This is a genomic window from Cupriavidus pauculus (assembly GCF_002858765.1).
GTDB classification, from domain to species: domain Bacteria; phylum Pseudomonadota; class Gammaproteobacteria; order Burkholderiales; family Burkholderiaceae; genus Cupriavidus; species Cupriavidus pauculus_B.
Map to the genome: position 1 here is coordinate 270,237 of NZ_PJRP01000007.1, position 23,470 is coordinate 293,706.

Consider the following 23,470-nt stretch of genomic DNA (forward strand, 5'->3'; position numbering starts at 1 on the left):
TCCGCTCCTAGCTGTTCGTTTGCATTCCCCCGAGCTGGATGCCCTCAAGGTGGTGCTCGAGCTGGCTCAGCGCATGGACCCAGCATGCAACTGCTGCAGTTGGTTTGCACCAGCCCTAACGGGACGGCGGGGACGGCGGCAAACGGCAAGCAACGGCGGTGGCCCACTGTGAAAGCGCGCTGTCGACTTGGCTCACGTGTCTGCACTGCACCCATCGCGTATTCCCGGCGCCGCGCAGATCAATCCATATGAAAGTGAAAATGACACGTCCAATCCGTTTGGTAGCGGTTTCCGGTGGGCTTCAGCGCCCCTCCAAGTCCGCAGCCCTGACCGAGCACCTAATGGATCTGATCGCCGAAGAAATCCCGTGCGAACAACGCTTGGTCGAATTGGGTCAGCTAGCACCACAGCTTGCTGGTGCGGCCTGGCGCTCGCAACTGTCAGACACGGTGGAGCGGGAGCTCGCAGCGGTCGAGCAAGCCGATGTGCTGGTGGTGGCAACGCCAGTCTTCCGCGGCTCCTACACGGGCCTGTTCAAGCATTTTTTCGACTTCATTGATCAGGACGCCTTGATCGACAAGCCTGTCTTGTTGGCTGCCACCGGCGGCAGCGAGCGCCATGCGCTGATGATCGACCACCAGTTGCGCCCCCTGTTCAGCTTCTTCCAGGCCCGTACGTTGCCGCTGGGCGTCTACGCGACCGACAAGGACTTCGTCGACTACCGCCTGCAGAACGAGGCACTGATCCAGCGAGCCAGACTCGCGGTTCAACGGGCATTGCCGTTGGTCGAATTGACGCGCCACACAAGGTCCGCCAACGCTGAGGAAATGGTCGCGGCCTGAAGCAATGGCCAAATAAGCACGAAACAGGTTCAGATTTTCTCTCGGAAACCAGAGCATCAGATCGCAATGAGCAAAGATTTCACATTCAACATCAAGAGTATTTGTTTTGATGAAACCTATCAACCATCTGACAATACGCGCATAACAACCAACTTTGCCAATCTGGCCCGAGGAAAGAGTCGTCGGGAAAATCTTCGCAACACCTTGCGGATGATTGACAATCGTTTCAACGAATTGGCGCATTGGGATAATCCTACGGGAGATCGATACTCCGTCGAGCTCGAGATCATTTCGGCGGAAATGAGCATCGATGCCAAGGACGGTAGCGACGTGTTTCCGCTGATCGAAATCCTGAAAACCAACATCGTCGACAAGAAAACCAACGAACGTATCGATGGCATTGCGGGGAATAACTTTTCCTCCTACGTGCGAGATTATGACTTCAGTGTCGTACTCCCGGAGCACAACAATAATAAACCAACGTTCAGCATCCCGGAAAACTTCGGTGATTTGCATGGAAAGCTCTTCAAGCATTTTGTGAACTCCAGTGCTTACAAAGAACGCTTCGGCAAGCCGCCCGTTATCTGCATCAGCGCCTCCAGCAGCAAGACATATCATCGAACTGAAAATCATCACCCGATACTGGGCGTCGAGTACCTGCAGAACGAACTATCCTCGACCGATCAATATTTTGAGAAGATGGGGATGCAGGTTCGCTTCTTTATGCCGCCAAATAGCGTTGCGCCGCTGGCTTTCTACTTCCTCGGCGATCTGCTCGGTGATTACACCAATCTGGAGCTTATCGGCACCATCAGCACGATGGAGACGTTTCAGCGAATTTACCGGCCGGAAATTTACAACGCAAATTCTGCCGCGGGGAAACTCTATCAGCCGAGCCTGAAGAACCAGGATTATTCCTTGACACAGATTGTCTACGACCGCGTAGAGCGTAGCGAACTAGCTGTTAAGCAGGGAAGATTTACAGAGGAACACTTCATCAAGCCGTACGGAAGCGTTCTTGAACAATGGGCTAACAATTACGATCTCTGATCCATCAAAAAATACGAGACCATCTGTTATGAAAAAGTTATTGCCTACCTCAACTGCTGGCAGCTTGCCCAAACCCTCCTGGCTTGCACAACCTGAAAAACTCTGGTCGCCCTGGAAGCTACAAGACGAGGAATTGGTCGAGGGAAAACAAGATGCGTTGCGTTTGTCGCTGCAAGAACAGCAGCACGCGGGCATTGATATCGTTAGTGATGGCGAGCAAACGCGCCAGCATTTCGTCACCACGTTTATCGAGCACCTCAGCGGAGTCGATTTTGAGAAACGTGAGACCGTCAGAATTCGTGATCGCTATGACGCGAGTGTGCCGACCGTGGTTGGCGCTGTGAGTCGCCCAAAGCCTGTGTTTGTTGAAGACGCCAAGTTCCTGCGTCAGCAAACCAAGCAGCCCATCAAATGGGCCCTGCCGGGACCCATGACGATGATCGATACGCTCTACGATGGCCACTACAAGAGCCGCGAGAAACTAGCCTGGGAATTCGCCAAGATCCTCAATCAGGAAGCCAAGGAGTTGGAGGCCGCTGGCGTCGACATCATCCAGTTTGATGAGCCGGCGTTCAACGTCTTCTTTGACGAAGTGAATGACTGGGGAATCGCCACCTTGGAGCGCGCAATCGAAGGCCTCAAGTGTGAAACGGCCGTGCATATTTGCTACGGCTACGGCATCAAGGCCAATACCGATTGGAAGCAGACGCTGGGGTCCGAGTGGCGCCAATATGAAGAATCTTTCCCCAAGCTGCAGAAATCCAATATCGATATTGTCTCGCTCGAGTGCCATAACTCTCATGTTCCGATTGATCTGATCGAACTCATTCGTGGCAAGAAAGTGATGGTAGGGGCCATTGACGTGGCGACCAATACCATTGAAACGCCGGAAGAGGTGGCCAATACCCTTCGCAAGGCGCTGAAATTTGTCGATGCGGACAAGCTGTATCCTTGCACGAACTGTGGCATGGCGCCCTTACCTCGTCGCGTAGCAAGAGGCAAACTGGCTGCTCTCAGCGCAGGCGCAGATATCATCCGGGGAGAACTCTCGGCCTAGTGCTGAGCGAAACTGCGGGAAGTGCCGTTGGTACTGACGAATGGCTCATCGCACGGAACCGACAGGTTTACAGTTGGTTCCGCCGTCGCATTGTTCTGGTCAAGAACTGTTGTCGACTTAGGTGGGCAAGTGCGACATGGGCCTGCGCGCCCACGGGATAGTGAGTAATTATTTCTCGAGCCACCGCGAGGTCTTCGCGAGCGCCTTGAGAAAGAGGCCGAAGATGTACATGCCCAGTGCGGAGAGTAGACCCACGAGTGCGGCGGCGAACGTTACTTCCAAACTGATTAACTTTCGCGTGAAATCTGGCGAACTAGATACATTGCGCACCTGTATCAATTCATCGTTTGTCCAGTCCTCGCTTTGTTCACCGGAATGCGCAGTTCAGCCACTTTTTGAAACGGGCCATGAACGCGCGTTTCCAATAGCTTGCAGGACAGGACTCCTTCATGAGCCTTTAGTTTCTCGTCACGCTCAATTAAATTCCAGCTCCACAAATTACTTTGTACTTGGGACCAACAGAGTCGCAGATCATGCGCGCATCGTAGACCATGCCGGGGATGTCCGGACGCCCCGCGAATGCGACAATCGTATTGGTTGAGCGTGGCTTGGAAAATACGATTGTCTGGCCGCCCGTAGTTGTCGTATGCGCAGAGCCATAGGCATGGTTTCCGATTGTTGTGACATTCGCGGTCGTGTGACTTTGGACAGGTGTAGTAAAGGAGTCCCGCTCGATCCTGGACGTTGCGTCAACGATCACGAAATGCGTGAACCCATGTGTGAGCGTGAGTTCGGCACTCCGGAGTAGAACAATGTCTTCCGCTCTTTCTGTTCCGGTATAGCCATTCCCCTGAAAGGAGACACGGAAGACATTGGTATCAAGCTGTGTCTCAGCAAACCCGCCTGTCAATCCTTTGGGTTGGTAGGCCGTTGCACAGCCAGCGAGCACCGCGGCAACAGACAAGAGTGCGGCAATGGAAATGGTCTTCATTGTTTTCATCCTTACGCGCGCTTACTTGATTGCCATTTGACGTAGACGCGCAGTTCGTCATTGACAAGTTCGCAACCAGCCTCCGATGCGCATAATCACGTCACAAACTGCGTGGGCAACGGTTCAACAGCTGCGTTTACAACAAGGTTAGGAGCGAGGAGACCTTACGGCTTTGCGCGGCGTTCCATGGGCTTGGCATTTCATGCCAAGGCTCATGCCGGCGCATGACGAGACATATGAGGTGTCAACGGACAAGCTACGCCAGAACTTCGAAGGTGCATTCGGTGAAATCCCACCCGGTCTTGTCACGCAAGGTGACGCCCCTTTTTCGGCCTCACCCCGAAGACTGCTTGTGATGTACAAGCCTAACGACACGTCAACAGTGACCGCCCAGGCGCACGTCCACTCCCCGAATGGCGATTGCTATACTCTGGGACCCGAAACCGTCGACACAGAGGGTCGACAGGGCATTGGCAGCGCGAAAGGCAAGGGAGGCACGCCAAGGAGGGAGTTGAGCGGCTCCGGGAACTAAGGCCTGGCGAATCGACGCTCGGTCCGACGGATCGACCCAGCAGTTCGCCGATCCACACCCCTATGGCGGCTTATCCGCATAGCTGGAGCACACAGGCGTGGTCGGTCTGACTCATGGCTGCAAGGTGCCAGCGGGAATTCCGATTGAGGAAGACGACGTGCTCTATGCCATAGCAGACACCGAACGACAATAGGGCTAGCAAGTAGACTCGTTGTCTGACAAAGCCTGCGATCAGGCATCAAGGACCAGCGAGAACAGCGCGAACGCGCCGAGCGCGGCCAGGATGATGCCAACCCAGTAGGCAAGGTTCCATTGCGGCAGCAGGCCCTCGCGCTGCAGGGCGCTGACGCGGCGGCGGTGCTGGATCACCGCCGCGATCAGCGCGACCGTTCCGAGCAACACCATGGCCGTGCCGACTGCTCGCGGCGACCAGGTGCCGCCAAGCCGCCCGACAATCGCGCCGCCGCCGTGCTGCGCTTCCAGATACTGGAAGAACTTCGCCAGCGTGAAGCCGAAGCTGATCATCGACAGCGCGGTGCGCAACCACGCCATCAGCGTACGCTCGAACGCCAGGAAACTGCGTTCGAGTGCAAGCGTGGTGCGCTGCCGGGCCAGCAGTGTGCTCTCGTTGGGCGTGGGATTGGACGGCATACCCGGTGGCGGTAGCGTCGCAGGTTCGCCTTCATGAGGACTGGACATGGTGGGCACCTCCCGGGCCAGGTGGTCAGGCTATCGTCGTCCACCCGGCACGTGTGAAGCGGGGCGCGGCATGAACGGCCCCCGGGCTGTGCCGAAGGGTGCTGCCCGGGGCGACATTGTGCGGATCGCCGCCCGGGGCTCGCGGGACGGGACGCCGGTTACCGGCCGCCGCCGCCGGCCGCGTCCATCATCTTGTCGATGACTTGGTCCACGCCGAAGCTGGCTGCCTTCTGCCGCGGCGGAAATTCCTTGAAGGTCTGCAGGAATTCGGCGACCCCGGCCTGCGCCGGCACCAGGATGAAGACATGGTCGAGCAACCAGTCGTAGTAGGTGTTGGACGTGACGTCAGCCCGCTCATAGGGGTCGGTGCGCAGGTTGAAGATTTTGGGCACGCGCAAGGTGACCAGCGGCTCGGCCCAGATCTGCAGGGTCCCCGGCGTGCGCTGTTCCATGAAGACCACTTTCCAGTTGTCAAAGCGCAGGCACGCCAGGTCGCCATCGTCGGTGAAATAGAGGAAGCCCTTGCGGTCCGGCTTCTTTGCCTTGCCCGAAAGGTACGGCATCAGGCTGAATCCGTCGAGATGCACTTTGAAGGTCTTGCCGTTGGCCTTGTGCCCCTTCTTCAGCTTCTCCTTGATCTCGGGATCGCCCGCCGCGTCGACGATGGTGGGCAGCCAGTCCAGGTGGCTGACGATGTCGTTGCAGACTGTGCCCGGCTTGATCACGCCCGGCCAGCGCACCATGCATGGCACGCGGTACGCACCCTCCCAATTGGAGTTCTTCTCGTTGCGAAACGGGGTCATGCCCGCGTCCGGCCACGAATTCATGTGCGGGCCGTTGTCGGTGCTGTACATGACCATGGTGTTGTCCGCGATGCCCAGATCATCCAGCAGTTTGAGCATTTCGCCGATGTGCTTGTCGTGTTCGACCATGCAGTCATGGTATTCCGACTGCCAGCGCCCCGCCTGGCCACGGACGCGGTCCTCGATGTGGGTGCGGAAGTGCATGTGCGAGGTGTTGAACCACAGGAAGAAGGGCTTGTCGTCCTTGTGCGCCTTCTCGATGAAGGCCTTGGCCGACTTGAGGAACTCGGTGTCGATGGTCTTCATCCGCTCCTTGGTCAGCGGCCCGGTGTTGTCGATCTTCTGGCCACCCTTGCCATCGGACCAACAGTGCAGCACGCCCCGTGGCCCGTACTTCTTCCTAAAGTCCGGGAAGTCCTTCGGGTTGGGATAATCGGGCAGTTCCGGTTCTTCCTCGGCGTTGAGGTGGTAAAGGTTACCGAAGAATTCGTCAAAGCCGTGCATGGTCGGCAGATGCTCGTCGCGATCGCCGAAATGGTTCTTGCCGAACTGGCCCGTGGTATATCCCAGGCCCTTGAGCAGCTCTGGAATGTTCGGGTCCTCGGCACGCATGCCGAGATCCGCACCGGGCAAGCCTACCTTGGTCAAGCCGGTGCGCAGCCCGCACTGCCCGGTGATGAACGATGCCCGGCCGGCCGTGCAACTTTGCTCGGCATAGTAGTCGGTGAATAGGACGCCCTCTTCGGCAATGCGGTCGATGTTCGGAGTGCGGTAGCCCATCATCCCCTTGGTGAAGATGCTGAGGTTGGACTGGCCGATATCGTCGCCCCAGAGGATCAGGAAGTTCGGTTTTTTCTTCTCTGCCATGGCATTCTCCTTTGCGTCGAAGCCACCCGTCGGTGGCGGATTCTCCCGGAGACCCTTGCGCGCTTCGCCGCCCGAGTTCTTCTTCTGGTTTGATCAGATGCCCGGGGCGTCGCGTATCACGCAGCGAAAGCCCAGGTGGCACGTGGAGGTGTCCACCGGCTGTGGCATCCGCGCGGCGGGCCGGTAGCGCCGGCAGTAGTTCGGCGCGCACAGGTAAGAGCCGCCCTTCATGACTTTGCGCGGGATCCTGAGGTGAGGCGTCCGGTCGTCAACGCTCGCTTCGAGCGTTGCGCCACGCGGGTTGTCCAGCGTGCAGCAAGCCTTAACGATCTTGCCGTGGTCCTGGTACCAGTCGCTGGTCCACTCCCAAACGTTACCCGCCATGTCGTGGAGCCCATATCCGTTCGCGGGGTACGCGCCCACCGGCGCGGTCCACTCGAAGCCGTCTTCCAGGAGGTTCTGCCAAGGGAATTCACCTTGCCAGGTGTTGGCCATATGCTTGCCGCGGGGGGCAAACTGGTCGCCCCACACGAACTCCGCGCCATCGAGTCCGCCCCGCGCGGCGAATTCCCACTCGGCTTCCGTCGGCAGGTCCTTGCCCGCCCAGGCCGCATACGCCATGGCATCCTCGTAGGCGACATGCACGACAGGGTGGTCCCACAGGCCCTTGAGCGAGCTGGCCGGGCCACGCGGGTGACGCCAGTCCGCGCCGGCGGTGTACACCCACCAGTTGTAGTGATTGCGCAGGTCGACGCGACGGGGCGCCTTGGCAAACATGACGGACGACGGCACCAGCAGTTCCGGCTTGGCGCCGGGGTAGTCCGCCGGATTCGCGGGACGCTCGGCGACGGTAACGTGGCCCGTGGCATCGACGAACCGCTTGAACGCCGCGTTCGTGACCGTGTCGAGGTCGATCCAGAAGCTGCCGACGCAGACCTTGTGCGCGGGGGCTTCCTCTGGATAGTGACTGTCGGAGCCCATCAGGAACGTACCGCCCGGAATACGGGCCATGCCGGTCATTGGCACGGATTCGTCGACAGGTGTTCCGCTGGACAATGGTTGGGCCATGGGTTACCCGACAGTTGTGGAAGTGACGCTTGATGATGGAACCTGGAAACACTGTTGGCGTGGACAAGATCCGGGGGCGCATGGCTTCGTGTGGGCCGACGCTGCGATCTGATCCCACCCATGTTCGGCGGTGGCAGGGAAGAAGCGAAGTGAATTCTTTCTTGACGCAATTAAGCAGCGTCGAAGGCGAGGTAGGTGGCGGCGTATCGACGGCGCGCTAGCTAGTCCGCGCTGCCACACCCATGCTGGCGGGACATCAGACCAGCGTACCCAGCACCTTCATCAGCACTTCTAAGAGCGGGGAAATGCAGTGCCGGTTCGGCAAAGGTGTCCTATTGTTGCTGGGCGTTGCGCACGCATGGGTGTGCCGATTGCGGCACTGTCAGATGACCATTGGATGCTGATCAGGAGACGTCGATGGGAAAGGTAGCCGCCACGCTCAAGCATGAATTCCTGGAAATGCTGCCGCCGACGATCTTCTTTTTCCTGGCGCTCCACATCGTGGCGATCATCCGGGCGCTGATGATCCGCGGCTCAGGCATCTCGCTACCAGTGTCCGCGTCTGTCCTGCTGGCCGCACTGATACTGGGCAAGTCCGTGCTCGTTGCCAACATGCTGCCGTTCATCAACCGCTTTCCCGAGAAGCCGCTGATCTGGAATGTCCTTTGGAAAACCGCGATCTACACGCTGATCGCACTTTTCGTCCACTACCTGGAGCGGCTGTACGACTACTGGAAGGATGCCTCGGGCCTGGCCGAGGCCAACCAGCAATTGCTGGCGCACATCAACTGGCCACAGTTCTGGGCCATCCAGATCCTGCTCGTGACATTGATCATCAACTACTGCGTGATCGCCGAACTCGGGCGCGCAATAGGTCGGGAGAAGCTCAAGGCAATTTTCTTCGGTCCGCTACCTCGAAGTGTCACGGAGAAGCACTCCGTGCCATAGCCAGATAGTTTCGCTGGCTCGGTCGGGCTCAGGCGTAGGCGCCGTCCAGGTACGGATCGACGCTGCGTGCCGGATCGGCCGATACGCCGGTGCGGTCCATGCCCGCCACCGTATGCGCGCCGTCGTAGTACGGGCTGCGCGGTTCCTGCACCGAGCGGGCACCATCCAGATACGGATCGGCCGAACGGGCCGGCGGGGCCGAGACACCCGTGCGGTCCAGACCCGCCACCGTGCGGGCGCCATCGGTGTACGGGCTGCGCGGCTCCTGCACCGAGCGGGCACCGTCGAGGAACGGGTCAGCCGAACGGGCGCCTTCGGTGTACGGATCGCGGGCTTCCGTGGCCGTGCGGGCACCATCGGTGTACGCGTCGCGGGCGCTCAGGACGGAGGCTTGTGCGCCGGCAGCGGCAGCAACCAGGGCAACGGCGAGAACCAGGCGGGAGGTCAGGGTCTTGGACATGATGGGTTTCCTTTGGATACGTGAGCGGTTTGCAGTCTTGTGATGCCGTGTCAGCGTTCGCGCCGTCGTTTCCGGTGTTGCGTCGCGCTGCCATGGAACGTATTTAAGTCGGCCCACGTATCGCGCCCGTAGCGACTTGCCGCCGGTTCTGTCTGGACGCGTATCACCGGCCTGCCCGGATACACAGGCGTACAAAAAGGGCGCTGGAGTGGAAGCAAAAGCCGGTAAGTGGCGACATAGAAGCAAAAAAGCGCCTCATAAGGCCCAGGCGGTTCAGGTCGCCGTTTTGGCAACATCCAACGCAGTAGGGCGCGCGATGGCCGTACAGAACGGACAGCGAGCAGGCAGGCGCCCGGCCGGTTGAACCGGCTGGTGACGCGCTCAGGCGAGCGCGTGGTCGGTCGAGGGTTGCCGGTCGCCCGTGCTGCCCACTTCTATGATCAGTGCGCGCAGGCGCTCGGCCGCGATGGGCTTGTACAGCACGCGCAAGCCGCTGGGCCATGAGCGGTCATCCAATACGCGGCACGGAAGCGGACGTTCTATCTCGGATCGCCGCCTTCGGCTTCGCATCGGAGTCGGCAAGGCCCGGTAGCGTGAAGGTGAGCGATGATGTAAATCGCTTGCTGCATGACGGTGTGTTCCGCGTATCGGAAGTCGTCATGCTCGCTCGTGATGCGAAGCGAGCTTGGACAATTGAGAAATCCCTAGCTGTTCGTGTTCAGTAGGCGCTCTCCTTGCCTCCCTATTGCAACTCCCAGCCAGACGCCTCTCCGTGGCGTTTTAACAGATGAAAAGAAAGCCGCCCAGCCTGGTAAGGGCTGGCGGCTCATGTAGCGGCTAACAATCCGTTGACAGCGGTGTTGCCCGTTGGTCAACACCGCCCCATCCCATGAATCAAGGGAGCGGAACGTAGGCTGTGGTCATAGCACTCGCGCCTGCTCCGACGACACTATCCTCAGACAAAGGCGTCAGTTCACCCGCCGAGCCGATCGAATAGCGCGAAACGGAGTTCGCCCCAAGATTGACGGCGTAAATGAACTTCCTGGCCGGATCGAATGCGAGCGCCATTGGTAACTGACCCGTCGGCAAAGACGTGCCATTCAGCGCATACCCTGTCACGGGGTCACCAGACGCCCACAAAATGAGATTGCGTCCACTGTCTGCGGCGTAGATATTGATGCCGGACGGATCCGCCAGAACGGCTGAAATCGGCGTCCCGACCCCCGAATTGAAGCCGCCATTATTGCGCATCACGCCCGATGCATCGAATCGCGCCGTGACAAAGTACCCATTGTCGATTCCCTCCACCATAAGGCCTGCGCCAGGGGCAACCGCGACAGCATTGATTCCCCTCGAGGGGCCAATGCCATCCACCAATGTCAGAGAGCCATCGACAGGATTGATTAGCGCGGCGTACGCAAAGCCCTCTTGGCTGAGGAAGATTAAATCGTCCGACCACGCCGTAACACGCTTCACCGATGGACCGAACGTTCCGGTCGCAGTCAGGGAGCCATCGGATTGCATGCTGAAGATGGTCGCTGTTCCGTCGTTGTGAGCGATGTAAGCGAAGCGCCCGGACGGGGTAAAGGCGATGCTCGACGGGCCGTTCCCTCCTGTTGGGGTCGTGATTGCCGCCGTACCTGGGAGTGAACCATCGGCACCAATCCGGAACATCGACACGGTGTTGTCGCCTTGGTTGATCACATAGGCGCGCTTGCCCGTGGGATCAATCGTCAGAGCAACAGGGGATGTACCGGTGGGAATGCTCGGCAAAGCCATAGGCTTTAGGGCCCCGTCCGCTGCGATCGCAAACTGAGCGATTGTGTTCGACCCCTTGTTCACGACGTAAGCGGCCGCGATGCGGCTGCACGTCACTGAGACCGAAGTGGTGTCAGCGGCCGCTGTGCCGGTGCCGCTATCCACAGAACAATTTTGCCCGCCTGGCTGAGCAGCTACCGTGACTGCGAAGGGCAAACCACGCTCAACCTTGGTTGGGAACGTGAATGTGCCGTTTGCTCCGATGGTCACTGCGTCCGAGCCGTTGTTAAGCAGCGTGAGCGTCGTGCTCGGCGCCAGACCGGCGACGCTGCCGCCGACGGAAAACGTCTGCACGGAAGGAGGCGGTTGCTGGCCGTTCGAGCCGCCTTGCGGCGCTTCGTCTTCCCCACCGCCAGAGCAGGCCAACAGCAGGATTGCCAGAGGAAAAAGCGCCGCTGCGCGCTTGAGAGCGACGCGTGTTCGAGAAAAGCTGTTTTTCATGAACCCTCAGGTAGCGAAAATTTTTGGCGCTGCCCCGCTTCTGCTTGCGACAAGGGCCAGCAACCGAGTGTCGTTCCATAATGACAACAGGCGTCAATGCTCAAGGACGTCGGCCGGTTTCTACTAAATTGGTTCGGCTACTTCCCTCGTGGCCCGACTTTCTGTGGGATATATGCACATCTTGATAACGGCGACACTTGTCTGGACTTTAGCCAGGACCGACCACGCAGGAATACCGTCGGTTCCATCGGGGGAGTTCGGCGGTTGATTGTGTCGCAAGCCATCTCCTCCAATAAGCAAGCCGCCAGCCTGTGAGGGGGCGGGCGGCGGCGATGACTGAGGCTCGCGTCGGGCTGGCAGCCGCTCATACCCAAAAGCGCTTACATACATCGACTCTTCGCGCGGAGGAACTCGCGGCCGCCGCGCCTGAGGGTATAGATGCTTATTGAACGTGCGGCAAACGCGTCTATGTGCCGATTCTGACGGGCCTCGATGAAGTGGTTCAGGGCCTGTCCCGAGCTGTGTGTCGTACGTTGGCGGGGGCTATGGCATCGCCACCATGTCTTCAATAGGTACGTCAATGGGTCGGTCGCCCCGACCGAGGTAGCCTGAGGGCAGAGACCGGATCGCTCCACGGCGGCACCACCCGCGCGGCTTCCGCCTCCGTCACTACTTCCAGCGCGCGCCACGTCAGCGTAACGTCAACGTGCCCGTACACATGGACCAGATCATGACTGCCGGGATAGCGCGTGGGCGCCGCAACGTGTGCGGACCGTTTGGTCAATCCCTCTGTTTAGCAGGATGGCCGCACACGCGACCCATTGCTACCGTCTGCCTCCGAGCCCGGTGTACCTGGTACCCCGGCAGCACAACCACAAATCGGGAAGAAGGGGTAGCAATGCAGAAATGGAAATACCTGTTTGGCGCACTGGTCATTGGCGCAGCGCTGGGCGGCTGTGGGGGCGGCGACAGCCCAGTGGCACCGGCCGAGGCGCCGGCAACACCGGCAGCCCCGACCGTCACACCCAGCAACTATGCGGGCACGATCTCGTTTGGCGACACGATCCTCATTACCATGAATGCGCCGTCCGCTGACAACGTCAAGCTCACATTCGTCGATTCGGCCTTCGGGCTGAATGGCACCATCATCGGTACCCTGTCCGCGCCTGCGGTCGACGGCTCGTTCATCGTCAGCAACCTGGTGCCGGATAGCGCCAACCCCACGCCCGCGAAACTGACGGACAAGCTGGCCGGCGTGAAGTTGACCCTGCGGCTGGGCGATGACGGCCTGACCGGCGAAATCTCCGGTCTGCCCAACCTGCTGGGCACCGGGGTAGGCGCTGGCGCGCTGGCGGGCAGCATTGCAGCGGGCAAGGTCGGCACCGCTCCAGTGGCGCTGAGCAGCCTGGCCGGCGTTTACAACGCTCTGACCGTCTTCTCCGCTTATGACGAAATCACGGGCAAGTCCATGTCCCCGGTCAGCGCTTCTGTAGCCACGCTGCGCCTGGACGGCGACGGCATGGTCAGGTTGTGCACGGGCGAGGACGTCGCCACCTGCCCCACGCCGCAACTGGGCAAGCTCACGCTGGCAGACCAGACGCGCTTTCCTGGTGCCTATGACCTGGTCATGGAGTCCACCTACTTCCGTGGTCGGCTGATCCCGGTGCCCAACGGTGGCTTGCGCTTCGACATGGTCTATCACGATGCCCCCTCCAGCACCATGTTCACCGGCACCTGGACGCTACAACCGGTCAAGGCACTAGCCGCCAGCGAACTCGATGGCCAGTGGACCTGCTCGCGCACGAACGTCGCGATCGGTGGCGACGGGTTTCCTGTTTCCGACGGCACCCTAGTGACCGAACAACTGGTAATTGGCGGCAGCAAGTTGACGGCACAGAAGGAGGCCGTCACCCTGCCGCTTATCGTCAACGAGAATGCCGGCATCAAACTCGACGGCTGGGCCGTCGCCATGAATGCTGAGCTGGGAGCTGCGCCCGATCCCGCCGCCCCTCCCCCCGTGCTCCACCTCCACGCACTGCTGAAGACCGGCAGCAACGCGGCGAGCTGGCTGACGATCGCGAACGGACTTCCGGTGGCGGGTACCTGCCGCCGTCAGTAATCCACCCGTCCCGCATCGGCGTGTGCCGGAGGCACAGGCTCATCAGCCCGGCTCGGCCGCGCCCGCCGAACTTGTTCCCGCAGGCTCACGGTGATCCGCCCCACTCATCCGCGACGATCCAGAAAATGAAGCCCCGGCCGTCTCACGACGCCGGGGCTGCGGATGTTGTAGTGGAACAATTTCGGTAGGCGGGTGGCCTGTTTCGACGAATCCTCACAGAACCTGTGGCGCAGACCCACACTGATCGAGCGTGCGTCGTCCCCGCTGCCTGGGTCGATGGCAATACGACATTATCTCAATAAGAGGCAATGTCTGTTTCCGCACTGACTGGACATATCTGCCGTGCCTGAATTCCGCAACTAATCTTGCGAAAACGTATACCCACGTCTTCGCCAGCTTGGAAGGCATGTCAGGCTCAACATTACCGGCAGGACGTCATGCGCAAACTCATCACGGGCATCGTCGAATTTCGCGAGAAGATGCTGCCGCAGTATGCAGAGAAGTTCAGCAAGCTTGCGCTCGCTCAGACCCCTGACGCGCTCTTCATTACATGCTCTGATAGCCGTGTGGTCCCAGACCTACTCGCCTCGACACACCCTGGCGATCTTTTTACGATGCGCAACGTGGGCAATCTGATACCGCCTGCAACCGCGGAGGGGGATTCGACTGGCGACCTGTCAGAGGCCAGTGCAATTGAGTACGCCATCCTGGTGCTGAAAGTGGCAAATATCGTCGTCTGTGGGCATTCCGAATGTGGCGCCATGAAAGCCGTTCATTCGCGGAACCCGAAGCTGAAAGCACCGAATCTCGATAAATGGCTCTACCACGCCAATAACGCGGCGTTCCGCCTCGAATATGAAGGTCCACTCGACGATCGCCTGAAGCCGCATGATCAATTGTCCCAACTAAATGTCCTGGTACAGCTCGAGCATCTAATGACTTACCCGATCGTCCGGCAGCAAGTCATGGCCGGCTCGCTGGTATTGAGTGGCTGGTGGTTTGACATCGCGACTGGCGACATGTTTGCCTACGAGCGCGCGAGCCGTTCGTTTGAAGTCATTGATCGCGCGCTGGCCGAGCGACTTACTTCACGGCTCGCTTCTCGCGCACGGTAAAGCCAACAGACCGACGACCATGGCCATCCGTACCACGCGCGAAGCGCTGTCCCGCATCTTCTATCAGCGCTGCTTCTGGTTGTTTTTCGTGCTGCTCACGCTCATCGGCGCGGTGTCATTTGTTCCTGCCAGCGACAACGGCCGCCTGGTCCTGAACATCATCAACATGTTCTTGCTGATCGCTACAGTGGCGGCAGTCGGTCGTACAACCGTATCGTTCGCGATGGCGTTGCTACTTTCCATCCCGGCCATGTGGTTCCAGTACCTGGGCTTGTGGCGCGACGACGATAGCAGTCTCGCCATATCCTGGATGTTCAGCGCAGCCCTCTATTTCATCACCGTTGCGTATCTCCTGCGCTACGTATTCCAGCCCAGGATCATGACCCCAGACAAGCTGTTTGGCGCCGCGTCCGCTTACCTGTTGATAGGCGTCCTCTGGGCATACATCTACGCCAGCATCGGATTCTTCTACCCGCAGTCCTACTTAGTTGTTGGTCAACCGGGTCGTCTCGTTTATGCCGACGCGCTTTACTTCAGCATCACCGTCCTCACGAGCACGGGCTTTGGCGACATCACGCCGCTCACGCGCCCGGCACGCGGCATGTGCATGGTTGAACAGATCACAGGCAGTCTGTTCGTCGCCATCCTGATCGCCCGTCTCGCGGGCGTCTACCCTCCGCGCGAGAGCTATACCGACGACAAGCCTTGACGTCCTCCCCGTCCTTAAGGCGCTGAGCTTTACCCACAAGCTATGGGCCTGAACTAAAGATGCGGAAAATTTCGGTGATTTCGTGAAAGACGAGGACGCCTCGCCAGATGACCGTGGCGCCGGGTGGTGGATCGTGACAACGATTCAGGTAGCCGCCCAAGGTGGCAATCCATCGTATCACCTGATGCAGCGACGGCACCGTGTCCGGCGGCCGGGTGGCTTCGATGCACGCGGCAATACAGGGCTTGCCATTCGACGGGCTGGAGGACCACTTGGGGCTATGGCGTGAAGCAAGGACGGCCGGCCCAGGACGGTTTCTGAAGCGTCTTCAGGCTCCTCACCCATCATATTTCAATCTCCTGCCGCCAGATCAATCGCAGCGCGCCTCGGGCCACCGCCACCTCGCGGGCATGGAAGTCTCGGTAACTCGGGCGGTCTTTGTAGAAAGCGGTGTACCGGGGCGTTGGCCACCGCATGCAGTCGGAGATGCACGGAGGCTGTTGTTGCCCCTTCCCTTGTCCGGACCAAATCGACCACTTCCGCCCCGGTAGTGCCTCGCAGCTCGATGAACAGCGCCTTTGCGCCCCGAATGAAGTGACAGTGGTTGCCCTGGTACGGCGTTTGCGATGTGGGGAGGTGGCAATTCAGCCGCGATAGGATCGAACATGGCACAGCAACCGCAATCAGGACAGGGCCAGCAGCAACAGCCTAGTGAGCAGCAGCCTCAACAGGGCGGCCAGCAAGGGGGGCAACAGGGCGATCAGGGGAGTCGGCAAGGCGGGCAGTCTGGCGACCAGGATCAGCGCGGAGGCCAACGCGAACAACAGGGTGGCCAGGGTGGCCAACAACACGGCGATCAAGACAGCCAAAAAGGTGGCCAGCAAGGGGGCAGCCAACCAGGTCAACAGGGCGGGCAACGACGCCCATGATGCCTTGGCGTTAATGGCTTCTATCTGACGTCAATCGCCGTCACCACTATCAGTGGAGCGGCGATTCATTGCTTCATTGAGATGACACCCCGCAAATCCCATGAAAAATCCCTGGAACAAGAAAAACCCATTCATGAGCATGTGGCTCAGTAATGCCAATCGCATCGCCGGAGCGGCGCGCGGCCGAATGACGGCGGAAAGCAAGCGTGCTGCCTCCACTGCGATAACGGAAGGCACCAGGCAAATGATGGCGGCCTGGACTGACGGGCTGACAGCCACGAAGCCGGCAAAAAGGCGCAAGCGCCGTTGAGTGCGCTTGATGCTCCGCTCGGCAATACCCCCACCAACAGTGCCCAACTTTTCCCACGGAGATCTTCATGGACAAGTCGAAAATACCCGTTGAGCAACGTACAGCGCTCGGCCTCCTGATGGATGACCATCGCGCAGTGAAAAAACTCTTCAAGCAGTTCGAAGCCGCAAAAGCCTCCGCAGAAAAACACAAAATCGCAACGGAAACATGCCAGAAGCTGTCAGTCCATGCGCAGATCGAGGAGGAGATCTTTTACACCGCCCTGCGAGACGTCTCGCAAAAGCTAGATGACATGCTGGATGAAGCCAAGGTCGAGCACGGCGTGGCGAAGGCTCTGATTGCCAAGATCGAAGCGGGAGACCCGGACATGCTTGACGCGAACTACAAGGTCCTGACCGAGTATGTGGGCCACCATGTAGAGGAAGAGGAGAGCGAACTCTTTCCCGCGGTGATCAAGGCGCGGATCGACCTTCGCGAAGTGGCGGCGCAACTCGAAGCCCGGAAATCGGAGCTACTGGGCGAGCCGGCGTGATCGAGACCGATGGTCCGGCGCGGCTTGCCATACTTCAGGGGGAATGTATGGTGCGCGTGACAGAGTATCGGGGGTTCGAAATCCATGTCGATCTCACGAATTCATCCAAGGACATGTTCGACGTTTGGTTCCAGATCAAAGGTTTCAGGCCCATGCTTGGTATCGCTGCCATAGGAAAGCGTATAAAGGTCTTTGGCGGACCATACTCCCGACGTTGGGCCCACCTCGTGGCGGAGTTAGCGGGACGGGCTGCCGTGGACGTGATACTTGGAGACGATGTGTGATTGCATTTGCGCCCTCGCCGGGATTCTTCGAGTCGCGCTACCCAAATAGCGCGGTAGTCGACCCGGACAGCGTGCGCATTTGCGACATCCTCGACACCGACTTTGCAGGCCGCTTCGGCGAGCCCACTGGGGCTTTCTCCGCCCGGGCTGCCGAGATCAACCAGTTGGTGAGGGACTGGCTCAAGCGGCATCCCTGTGGCCGCCGGCGCGCTTGAGAAAGATGCGCTGCAGACGCTTGAATCCTTCGGGAAGCTCGGCGAATGGTGCGCCGTTGTGCGGTGCGGCGGAGAGGAACCCCAAACCGGGATGGGAACAAGTTTTGGACGCGCAGAGATGGCTGTCGCTATCCGACACCCGGAGACCAGGTGCTCTCGGATGCCTGAAAAAGTACACAAACTTCGAGCGAATGTACCGTGGCCGCGCTTGATTTGCCTCAGTCTCGAATGCGCATAATGGTTTGTCGGGAAACGTTCATGACCCGCGCAAGTTCGCTGACCGATTTTCCCGCGAGAAGGGCCGCGCGAACTTCCTCGTGGAGACGCGGATCCAACGCCGGCGGCCGTCCTAGGCGGCCGCCTCGCTGAACAGTCTGTTCGGCGCTCGCCTTGGTGCGGGCACTGCGGCTCGTGCGCTCGAGCCTTAGCACGGCATCAAGGGTCCGCCATATTGGCGACGTCCGATCCGTCAGTTCAGCGTCCCCCGTCTCGACGCAATACACTCGAACACCGCGAGACCCAAAACGCGCGATGGTGGCCAGTACTTCTCGCACGGATCCCCCGAGGCTCTTCAGCCTCAAGGTAACAACGGCGTCGCCTGCACGCACGCGTGCCAGCAGTTGAGACAAACCTGGTCGTGCAAGAACAGGGATGGGAGCTGGCGAGCACTCCCAGCACACACGACTGAAGTCCAAAACGTAGCCGCTGGCGTCCAGCGCCACACACTCCGCCTCGAATTCTCGCGGTGTACTTGCTTCGTTTGAATAAGCGTAGGTGCGCGGCATCGAGGTCTCGTGGCGGGACGGCTTGGCTTGAGCAGGGCTGTCCAAATTTATAGCATTCCGGACGCAAACTCCATATATTCGAGCGAAGCGGTCTTTCTTACCATATGGGGACGAAAACAAAGGGTTTCGCCGGCTTGAATAGACGAGGAGACTGCCATGGCAACGCAGCAATACTACGGACTCTCGGTAGAGGGCACCGCAACCCAGATTGGCGAGCATCACTGGCTGGCTTCAGGGCGCGTCACCCAAGGCGGCGCGGTAGTGGTGCAGTCCAGTGACCTAGGCGTATTCCCTAGCGAAGAGCGCGCCATGGCCGACGGCATAGCATGGGGCAAGGACTGGATCGACGCCCATCAGCGCCCGGCCTATCTGACTCCGGACCCTCAGTCGCTCGAGGAACAGTTCCGTTAGCCTCGCGAGCCTGGACTGAGTGCCCGTTTCATTCCGTCCGGCCGCAGTCGCAGCCGCCGTCGCAGCGGCGTCATTCTCCGGTAATCGATACCGGCAGGATTTGCCCATTTCCCCCATTTTGCGGGATTGGACTATGCGACGCCCGCATGCCATCCTTCTGCGATGCCCCCGATTGGGTTATTAGTCACCAATTCTCCCAGTTGTCAAATGCTAAAATGGAGTGTTGGGGCCGTAACGGCCCGCGCCGCTACAATTGGATGCGGCTCGAGGGACATACGAGGAGACACGCCATGTCACGGCGGACGGCGACGGACGAAGAGACGACCGGCTCGCCGGCAACTATGAAAAGTGACCTTCCCTTTCCGGTGGTGGGAATCGGAGCATCCGCTGGCGGCGTACCGGCCTTGCAGGCTTTTTTCGAGAATGCGCCGACCGGAATGGACATGGCGTTCGTTATCGTGGTTCACCTGGCGACAGAACAGCCGAGCCACGTGGACGATATCCTGCAACGCACCACAGGCATGCCAGTGCGCCAGGTGACCGGCACCATGCCGATTGAAAAGAACCATATCTACGTCATCGCGCCGGGCAAGCAACTGGAAATGTCGGACGGCTGCCTTCGTGTCAGCGAGCGAGTGTTGTCTGAGGGCCCCGCCTTCCAGATCGATCATTTTTTCCGAACACTGGCCGATGCGCATGACCGGCGCGCGATTGGCATCGTGCTGTCGGGATCGGGTTCCGATGGTGCTGCGGGTCTGAGCCGCGTCAAGGAAGCAGGCGGCATCACACTGGCGCAGACGCCGGACGATGCGGAGCATGCGGAAATGCCCCAACACGCCATTGCGACGACGCGCGTCGATATCGTGCTGCCTGCTGCCGAGATGCCGCAACGGCTGCTGGAGCTTTGGTCCAATGCGCAGCGCATCGAACTCCAACGTCTGGAGACTGGGGAAATCGCGCACGATAACGCGCGACTGGCCGGCAACCAGCCCGAACGCGCATTGTCCGACATCCTGATGCATCTACGCGTGCGCACCGGTCATGATTTCCGACTCTACAAACGGGCCACTGTCCTGCGGCGTATCGAGCGACGCATGCAAGTCAATGCCCAGCGCGATCTCGTCGGATATCGGGACTTCCTCCGCACGTCCTCCGACGAGGCCAACGCATTGCTGGCCGACATGCTCATCGGCGTCACCCAGTTTTTCCGCGATCGCGAAGCATTCGATTTCCTTGAACAGGAAGTGATCACACCGCTATTCGCACAGGGCCCCGGTGACGGACAGGTGCGCGCATGGGTTGCGGGGTGTGCCACTGGCGAAGAAGCGTATTCGATCTCCTTGCTGTTATCCCGTGCCCGCGATGCGGCGATATCAAGCAAGTCCATCCAGGTATTCGCCACCGATATTGATGAAGCGGCGATCGCCCGGGCGCGGACGGGATCCTATCCACTTTCCATCACCAGCGACGTGCCAGCTGCGCTGCTGCAGCACTACTTCACTCGCGAGGGTGCGCATTACGTGATCGCAAAGTCTGTGCGGGAGCGCATCCTTTTCGCGGCCCATAGCCTCCTGCGCGACCCACCGTTCTCGCATCTTGATCTGATTTCGTGTCGTAACGTGCTGATCTATCTGGAGCGTGCAGTACAGCGGCAAATCCTCGAGTTGTTCCATTTCGCGCTGCGTCCCAACGGATTCCTGTTCCTGGGTACCGCAGAATCTGCCGACGCCGCGGATGACCTCTTCGCTATCGTCGACAAGAAGCGACGCATTTATCGGGCACGCGTTGTCACGCATCGCGCCAAGCCTGCAGCGGGATTTCAACCCCTTCGTCAGATCGAAGCCGGGGCATCCGATGAGCGAACCGCTCCGCAACCGACGCTGCGGGCCCCCGCGAGTCCCGTCCAGCGCAATTTCTCGTACTCGGAGCTCCATCAGCGCGCACTGGAGACCTACTCGCCGCCGAGCGTGATCATTGATCGCGATTCCAACGTCGTTCACCTGTCGGACAATGCGGGTCGATTTCTCCGGCACGCCGGCGGCGAGCTGTCCAGCAACATCATGACGCTGGTGCTGGCGGACCTGCGACTCGATCTGCGCACTGCAATTTTCCGAGCGCTGCAGACGGGTACGAGCGTTGAGGCGCGCAGGGTCAAATGGGCACACGACGGGCGGGTTTCATGGATCAACATGACGGTTCGACCATTTCATGACAAGGTCGCCAATGCAGAATTCCTGCTGATCGTGTTTGACGAAGTGGCGGGCCGCATGACCGAAGAGGACCAGGGAGAGACCACAGGACAAGACCCCGTCCTCGCCCAGCTCGAACAGGAACTTCAACATAGCCGCGAACAGCTCTCGACAATCATTGAACAATATGAAACCTCCGTCGAAGAACTGAAAGCATCGAACGAAGAGTTGCAGGCAATCAACGAAGAGTTGCGCTCCACGAGTGAAGAGCTGGAAAGTAGTAAGGAAGAGCTGCAATCGGTGAATGAAGAGTTGACGACGGCCAATGCCGAAATGCAGGCCAGAATCGAAGACACGGCGAAGGCGAATGACGACCTGCACAACATCATCGCTTCCAGCGAAATCGCGACGGTGTTTGTCGACAAGGAAATCAGAGTCAAGCGGTTCACGCCCAATGCGACTGCCATTTTCAACCTGATCGACACGGATTTGGGTCGGTCGCTATTTCATATCACCCATTCGTTGCGTTATCCGACGCTGGCCGATGATGTGAGACAGTCCTTCCAAACGCTCAGGCTGACTGAACGCGAAATCCAGAGCGAGGCGGGCCGGTGGTATCTGATGCGGCTACTGCCGTATCGCACTGCGGACGATCATATCGACGGCGCAGTGATCACGCTGATCGACATCACGGACCGTCACCAGGCCGAGGAAGCCGCCCGCGCCGGCGAGAAACGCCTGCGTCTGGCGGCGCAGTCAACCAAGGACTACGCCATTATCATCCAAGACCAGGCGGGATCCATCGTGAGTTGGAACGCGGGTGCGGAACGGATATTTGGCTATACGGAAGCGGAGACGATTGGACAGGATATCGAACTGATCTATGAACCCAACGACCGACAAGCGCTTGTCCCGGCTCGCGAGCGCGACGTCGCGGCCAAAGAGGAGCGCGCCGACGACGAACGCTGGTACCGTACCAGGGAAGGCCGCCGTGTCTACTGCAGTGGGGTCGTCACGCCGATTTCCGATGCATCATTCAGCGGCTTCGCAAAAATCGTCCGCGATCTGACCACGCGCAAGCAGCGCGAGGATGCCAATCGGGAGGCGCTCGCCCGGGAACAAGCCGCGCGCGAACAGGCGCTGAGTTCGAACCAGTTGAAGGATGAGTTCATCGCCATTCTGTCCCACGAGTTGAAGCACCCACTCAACCTCATTGGCGTGAAGGCTGAGATGCTGCCGCGATTCCCGGAGGCGCGTCAAATCGCCGCCGTGCGCGACGCGGCCGCGTCTATCAGACAGGCGGTGCGCACGCAGGCGCAAATCATCGATGATCTGCTCGATTGGTCACGCATCCAGACCGGCAAGCTGGCACTCGACATATCCCGGGTGGATCTGGCTTCCCTGCTCACGACCATCGCCGATACGTGTGAACACGACGTGCTCGAGCGAGGACTGGTCCTACAGACGGAATTGCCGACAGAGCCGGCCATTGCGCTGGCTGACCCGATACGTTGCGAACAGATTGTGTGGAATCTGGTGTCCAACGCACTTAACTTCAGCCGTCCGAACGGGCACATCAGTTTGCGCCTGTCGCATGATGACCGGATGTTGCGTATTGACGTGATTGACGATGGACAGGGCATCGACGCAGCAACGCTGCCTTATGTTTTCGATATGTATCGCCAAGGGGCCCGCGATCGAGCCCGGGGTGGCATGGGGATAGGCCTGGCACTTGTACGCCAACTCGTCGAGATGCACGGCGGCAAGATTACCGCCAAATCGGACGGCCCCGGCCTCGGCACGACGATAACGGTGTGGCTACCTGCAGCAGCAGACTCGCGGCAGCCGGCTGGCTACGCTGATCAGGGTCATCCGGGTATCGCCGGTCTGCGGATCTTGCTCGTGGAAGATCAGGGGGAAGCTGCCGCGGCGCTGGCAGCACTTTTGCAACTGGAGGGCGCCGTCGTCAAGGTCGCTGAAAGCGGTGTTGCCGCCCTTGGGATCTTGCCGGACGAGCCGATTGATGCGGTGGTGCTGGATATCGGCCTACCGGACATGGATGGGTACGAGTTAATTCGGCGAATCAGAGCCGACCGGAGATGGTCTGACATCCGGGCCATCGCCTTGACAGGCCGCAACCGCGAAGAAGATGTGCGAGCCGCGACAACCGCCGGATTCGACGCGCACGTTGCGAAACCGCTTGATTTTTCCGAGTTGGTCGTGGCGCTTGGCGATTCGACACGTAGTCAAGGCCTGAAACGAACAGGCTGACTGTTCTAGCAGAGGTCGGGCCACG

Annotated in this window: 22 protein-coding genes; 13 read left to right on the top strand and 9 right to left on the bottom strand. The window is 59.7% G+C overall.

The features are described 5' to 3' along the window. Positions 1-260: 260 nt before the first annotated feature. The 3 genes from msuE (at position 261) to CYJ10_RS17115 (ending at position 2,949) form a co-directional block, all read left to right on the top strand. Positions 261-842: an FMN reductase gene (gene msuE / locus CYJ10_RS17105; RefSeq protein ID WP_101682669.1), complete on the top strand. Its 582-nt coding sequence runs from the start codon at positions 261-263 to the stop codon at positions 840-842. Between the two features lie 66 nt (positions 843-908). Further along, positions 909-1,892, top strand: a complete 984-nt coding sequence (locus CYJ10_RS17110; RefSeq protein ID WP_101682670.1) for a DUF1852 domain-containing protein — start codon at positions 909-911, stop codon at positions 1,890-1,892. A 28-nt stretch (positions 1,893-1,920) separates the two neighbouring features. Then, positions 1,921-2,949, top strand: a complete 1,029-nt coding sequence (locus CYJ10_RS17115; protein ID WP_101682671.1) for a methionine synthase — start codon at positions 1,921-1,923, stop codon at positions 2,947-2,949. A gap of 478 nt (positions 2,950-3,427) precedes the next feature. Here the strand turns inward: CYJ10_RS17115 and CYJ10_RS17120 are convergent, their stop codons facing one another. The 4 genes from CYJ10_RS17120 to CYJ10_RS17135 all read right to left on the bottom strand — a co-directional run bounded on the left by CYJ10_RS17120 (position 3,428) and on the right by CYJ10_RS17135 (position 7,909). After that, positions 3,428-3,940 carry a CC0125/CC1285 family lipoprotein gene (locus CYJ10_RS17120; protein WP_101682672.1) on the bottom strand — a complete coding sequence of 171 codons (513 nt, stop codon included), beginning with the start codon at positions 3,938-3,940 and terminating at the stop codon, positions 3,428-3,430. A 763-nt stretch (positions 3,941-4,703) separates the two neighbouring features. Next, entirely contained in the window at positions 4,704-5,171 is a 468-nt protein-coding gene (locus CYJ10_RS17125; protein ID WP_082926187.1) for a YidH family protein, read from the bottom strand. Between the two features lie 158 nt (positions 5,172-5,329). Beyond that, a complete protein-coding gene (locus CYJ10_RS17130; RefSeq protein ID WP_101682673.1) occupies positions 5,330-6,841 on the bottom strand; it encodes an arylsulfatase in 1,512 nt (503 codons plus the stop codon). A 93-nt stretch (positions 6,842-6,934) separates the two neighbouring features. After that, entirely contained in the window at positions 6,935-7,909 is a 975-nt protein-coding gene (locus tag CYJ10_RS17135) for a formylglycine-generating enzyme family protein (protein WP_101682674.1), read from the bottom strand. 417 nt (positions 7,910-8,326) lie between these two features. Between CYJ10_RS17135 and CYJ10_RS17140 the strand changes: the two genes are divergently transcribed. Next, on the top strand, positions 8,327-8,857 hold the full coding sequence (locus CYJ10_RS17140) for a hypothetical protein (RefSeq protein WP_101682675.1): 531 nt from the start codon (positions 8,327-8,329) through the stop codon (positions 8,855-8,857). A 28-nt stretch (positions 8,858-8,885) separates the two neighbouring features. Here the strand turns inward: CYJ10_RS17140 and CYJ10_RS17145 are convergent, their stop codons facing one another. Both CYJ10_RS17145 and CYJ10_RS17150 read right to left on the bottom strand, forming a co-directional pair. Beyond that, positions 8,886-9,317 (bottom strand): hydroxyquinol 1,2-dioxygenase, encoded by a 432-nt coding sequence (locus CYJ10_RS17145; RefSeq protein WP_101682676.1) that lies wholly within the window; start codon positions 9,315-9,317, stop codon positions 8,886-8,888. Between the two features lie 894 nt (positions 9,318-10,211). After that, on the bottom strand, positions 10,212-11,576 hold the full coding sequence (locus CYJ10_RS17150) for a lactonase family protein (protein ID WP_101682677.1): 1,365 nt from the start codon (positions 11,574-11,576) through the stop codon (positions 10,212-10,214). Between the two features lie 898 nt (positions 11,577-12,474). On the opposite strand from CYJ10_RS17150, the gene CYJ10_RS17155 reads away from it, so the two are divergent. From CYJ10_RS17155 to CYJ10_RS17165, 3 genes are all read left to right on the top strand, one after another. Then, the gene (locus CYJ10_RS17155; RefSeq protein WP_101682678.1) at positions 12,475-13,695 is read left to right on the top strand and encodes a hypothetical protein; all 1,221 of its coding nucleotides are present in this window, start codon (positions 12,475-12,477) and stop codon (positions 13,693-13,695) included. A gap of 437 nt (positions 13,696-14,132) precedes the next feature. After that, complete coding sequence (locus CYJ10_RS17160; protein WP_101682679.1) at positions 14,133-14,810, top strand: carbonic anhydrase; 678 nt, start codon at positions 14,133-14,135, stop codon at positions 14,808-14,810. 19 nt (positions 14,811-14,829) lie between these two features. Next, complete coding sequence (locus tag CYJ10_RS17165) at positions 14,830-15,519, top strand: potassium channel family protein (RefSeq protein ID WP_101682680.1); 690 nt, start codon at positions 14,830-14,832, stop codon at positions 15,517-15,519. Positions 15,520-15,559: 40 nt separating this feature from the next. Here the strand turns inward: CYJ10_RS17165 and CYJ10_RS34810 are convergent, their stop codons facing one another. Together CYJ10_RS34810 and CYJ10_RS17175 are read right to left on the bottom strand one after the other, a co-directional pair. Then, positions 15,560-15,718, bottom strand: a complete 159-nt coding sequence (locus CYJ10_RS34810; RefSeq protein WP_308302978.1) for an IS4 family transposase — start codon at positions 15,716-15,718, stop codon at positions 15,560-15,562. A 484-nt stretch (positions 15,719-16,202) separates the two neighbouring features. Continuing rightward, on the bottom strand, positions 16,203-16,403 hold the full coding sequence (locus CYJ10_RS17175; RefSeq protein ID WP_146002062.1) for a hypothetical protein: 201 nt from the start codon (positions 16,401-16,403) through the stop codon (positions 16,203-16,205). Positions 16,404-16,548: 145 nt separating this feature from the next. Between CYJ10_RS17175 and CYJ10_RS17180 the strand changes: the two genes are divergently transcribed. From CYJ10_RS17180 to CYJ10_RS34165, 4 genes are all read left to right on the top strand, one after another. Continuing rightward, positions 16,549-16,758, top strand: coding sequence for a hypothetical protein (locus CYJ10_RS17180; RefSeq protein ID WP_101682682.1), 210 nt, complete (start codon positions 16,549-16,551; stop codon positions 16,756-16,758). Positions 16,759-16,825: 67 nt separating this feature from the next. Then, entirely contained in the window at positions 16,826-17,290 is a 465-nt protein-coding gene (locus CYJ10_RS17185) for a hemerythrin domain-containing protein (RefSeq protein ID WP_101682683.1), read from the top strand. A gap of 47 nt (positions 17,291-17,337) precedes the next feature. Then, positions 17,338-17,574, top strand: a complete 237-nt coding sequence (locus CYJ10_RS17190; protein ID WP_101682720.1) for a hypothetical protein — start codon at positions 17,338-17,340, stop codon at positions 17,572-17,574. After that, positions 17,571-17,789 (top strand): hypothetical protein, encoded by a 219-nt coding sequence (locus tag CYJ10_RS34165; RefSeq protein WP_180862967.1) that lies wholly within the window; start codon positions 17,571-17,573, stop codon positions 17,787-17,789. Before CYJ10_RS17190 ends, CYJ10_RS34165 begins: the two co-directional genes overlap by 4 nt. A gap of 218 nt (positions 17,790-18,007) precedes the next feature. On the opposite strand, the gene CYJ10_RS35235 is transcribed toward CYJ10_RS34165, so the two are convergent. Then, positions 18,008-18,793 (bottom strand): recombinase family protein, encoded by a 786-nt coding sequence (locus tag CYJ10_RS35235; RefSeq protein ID WP_101682684.1) that lies wholly within the window; start codon positions 18,791-18,793, stop codon positions 18,008-18,010. Here CYJ10_RS35235 and CYJ10_RS34170 point away from each other — a divergent pair. Further along, on the top strand, positions 18,731-18,985 hold the full coding sequence (locus CYJ10_RS34170; protein ID WP_180862964.1) for a hypothetical protein: 255 nt from the start codon (positions 18,731-18,733) through the stop codon (positions 18,983-18,985). The genes CYJ10_RS35235 and CYJ10_RS34170 overlap by 63 nt on opposite strands. 290 nt (positions 18,986-19,275) lie before the next feature. Then, positions 19,276-23,445, top strand: a complete 4,170-nt coding sequence (locus CYJ10_RS17200; RefSeq protein WP_101682685.1) for a CheR family methyltransferase — start codon at positions 19,276-19,278, stop codon at positions 23,443-23,445. The last annotated feature ends 25 nt before the right edge of the window (positions 23,446-23,470 follow it).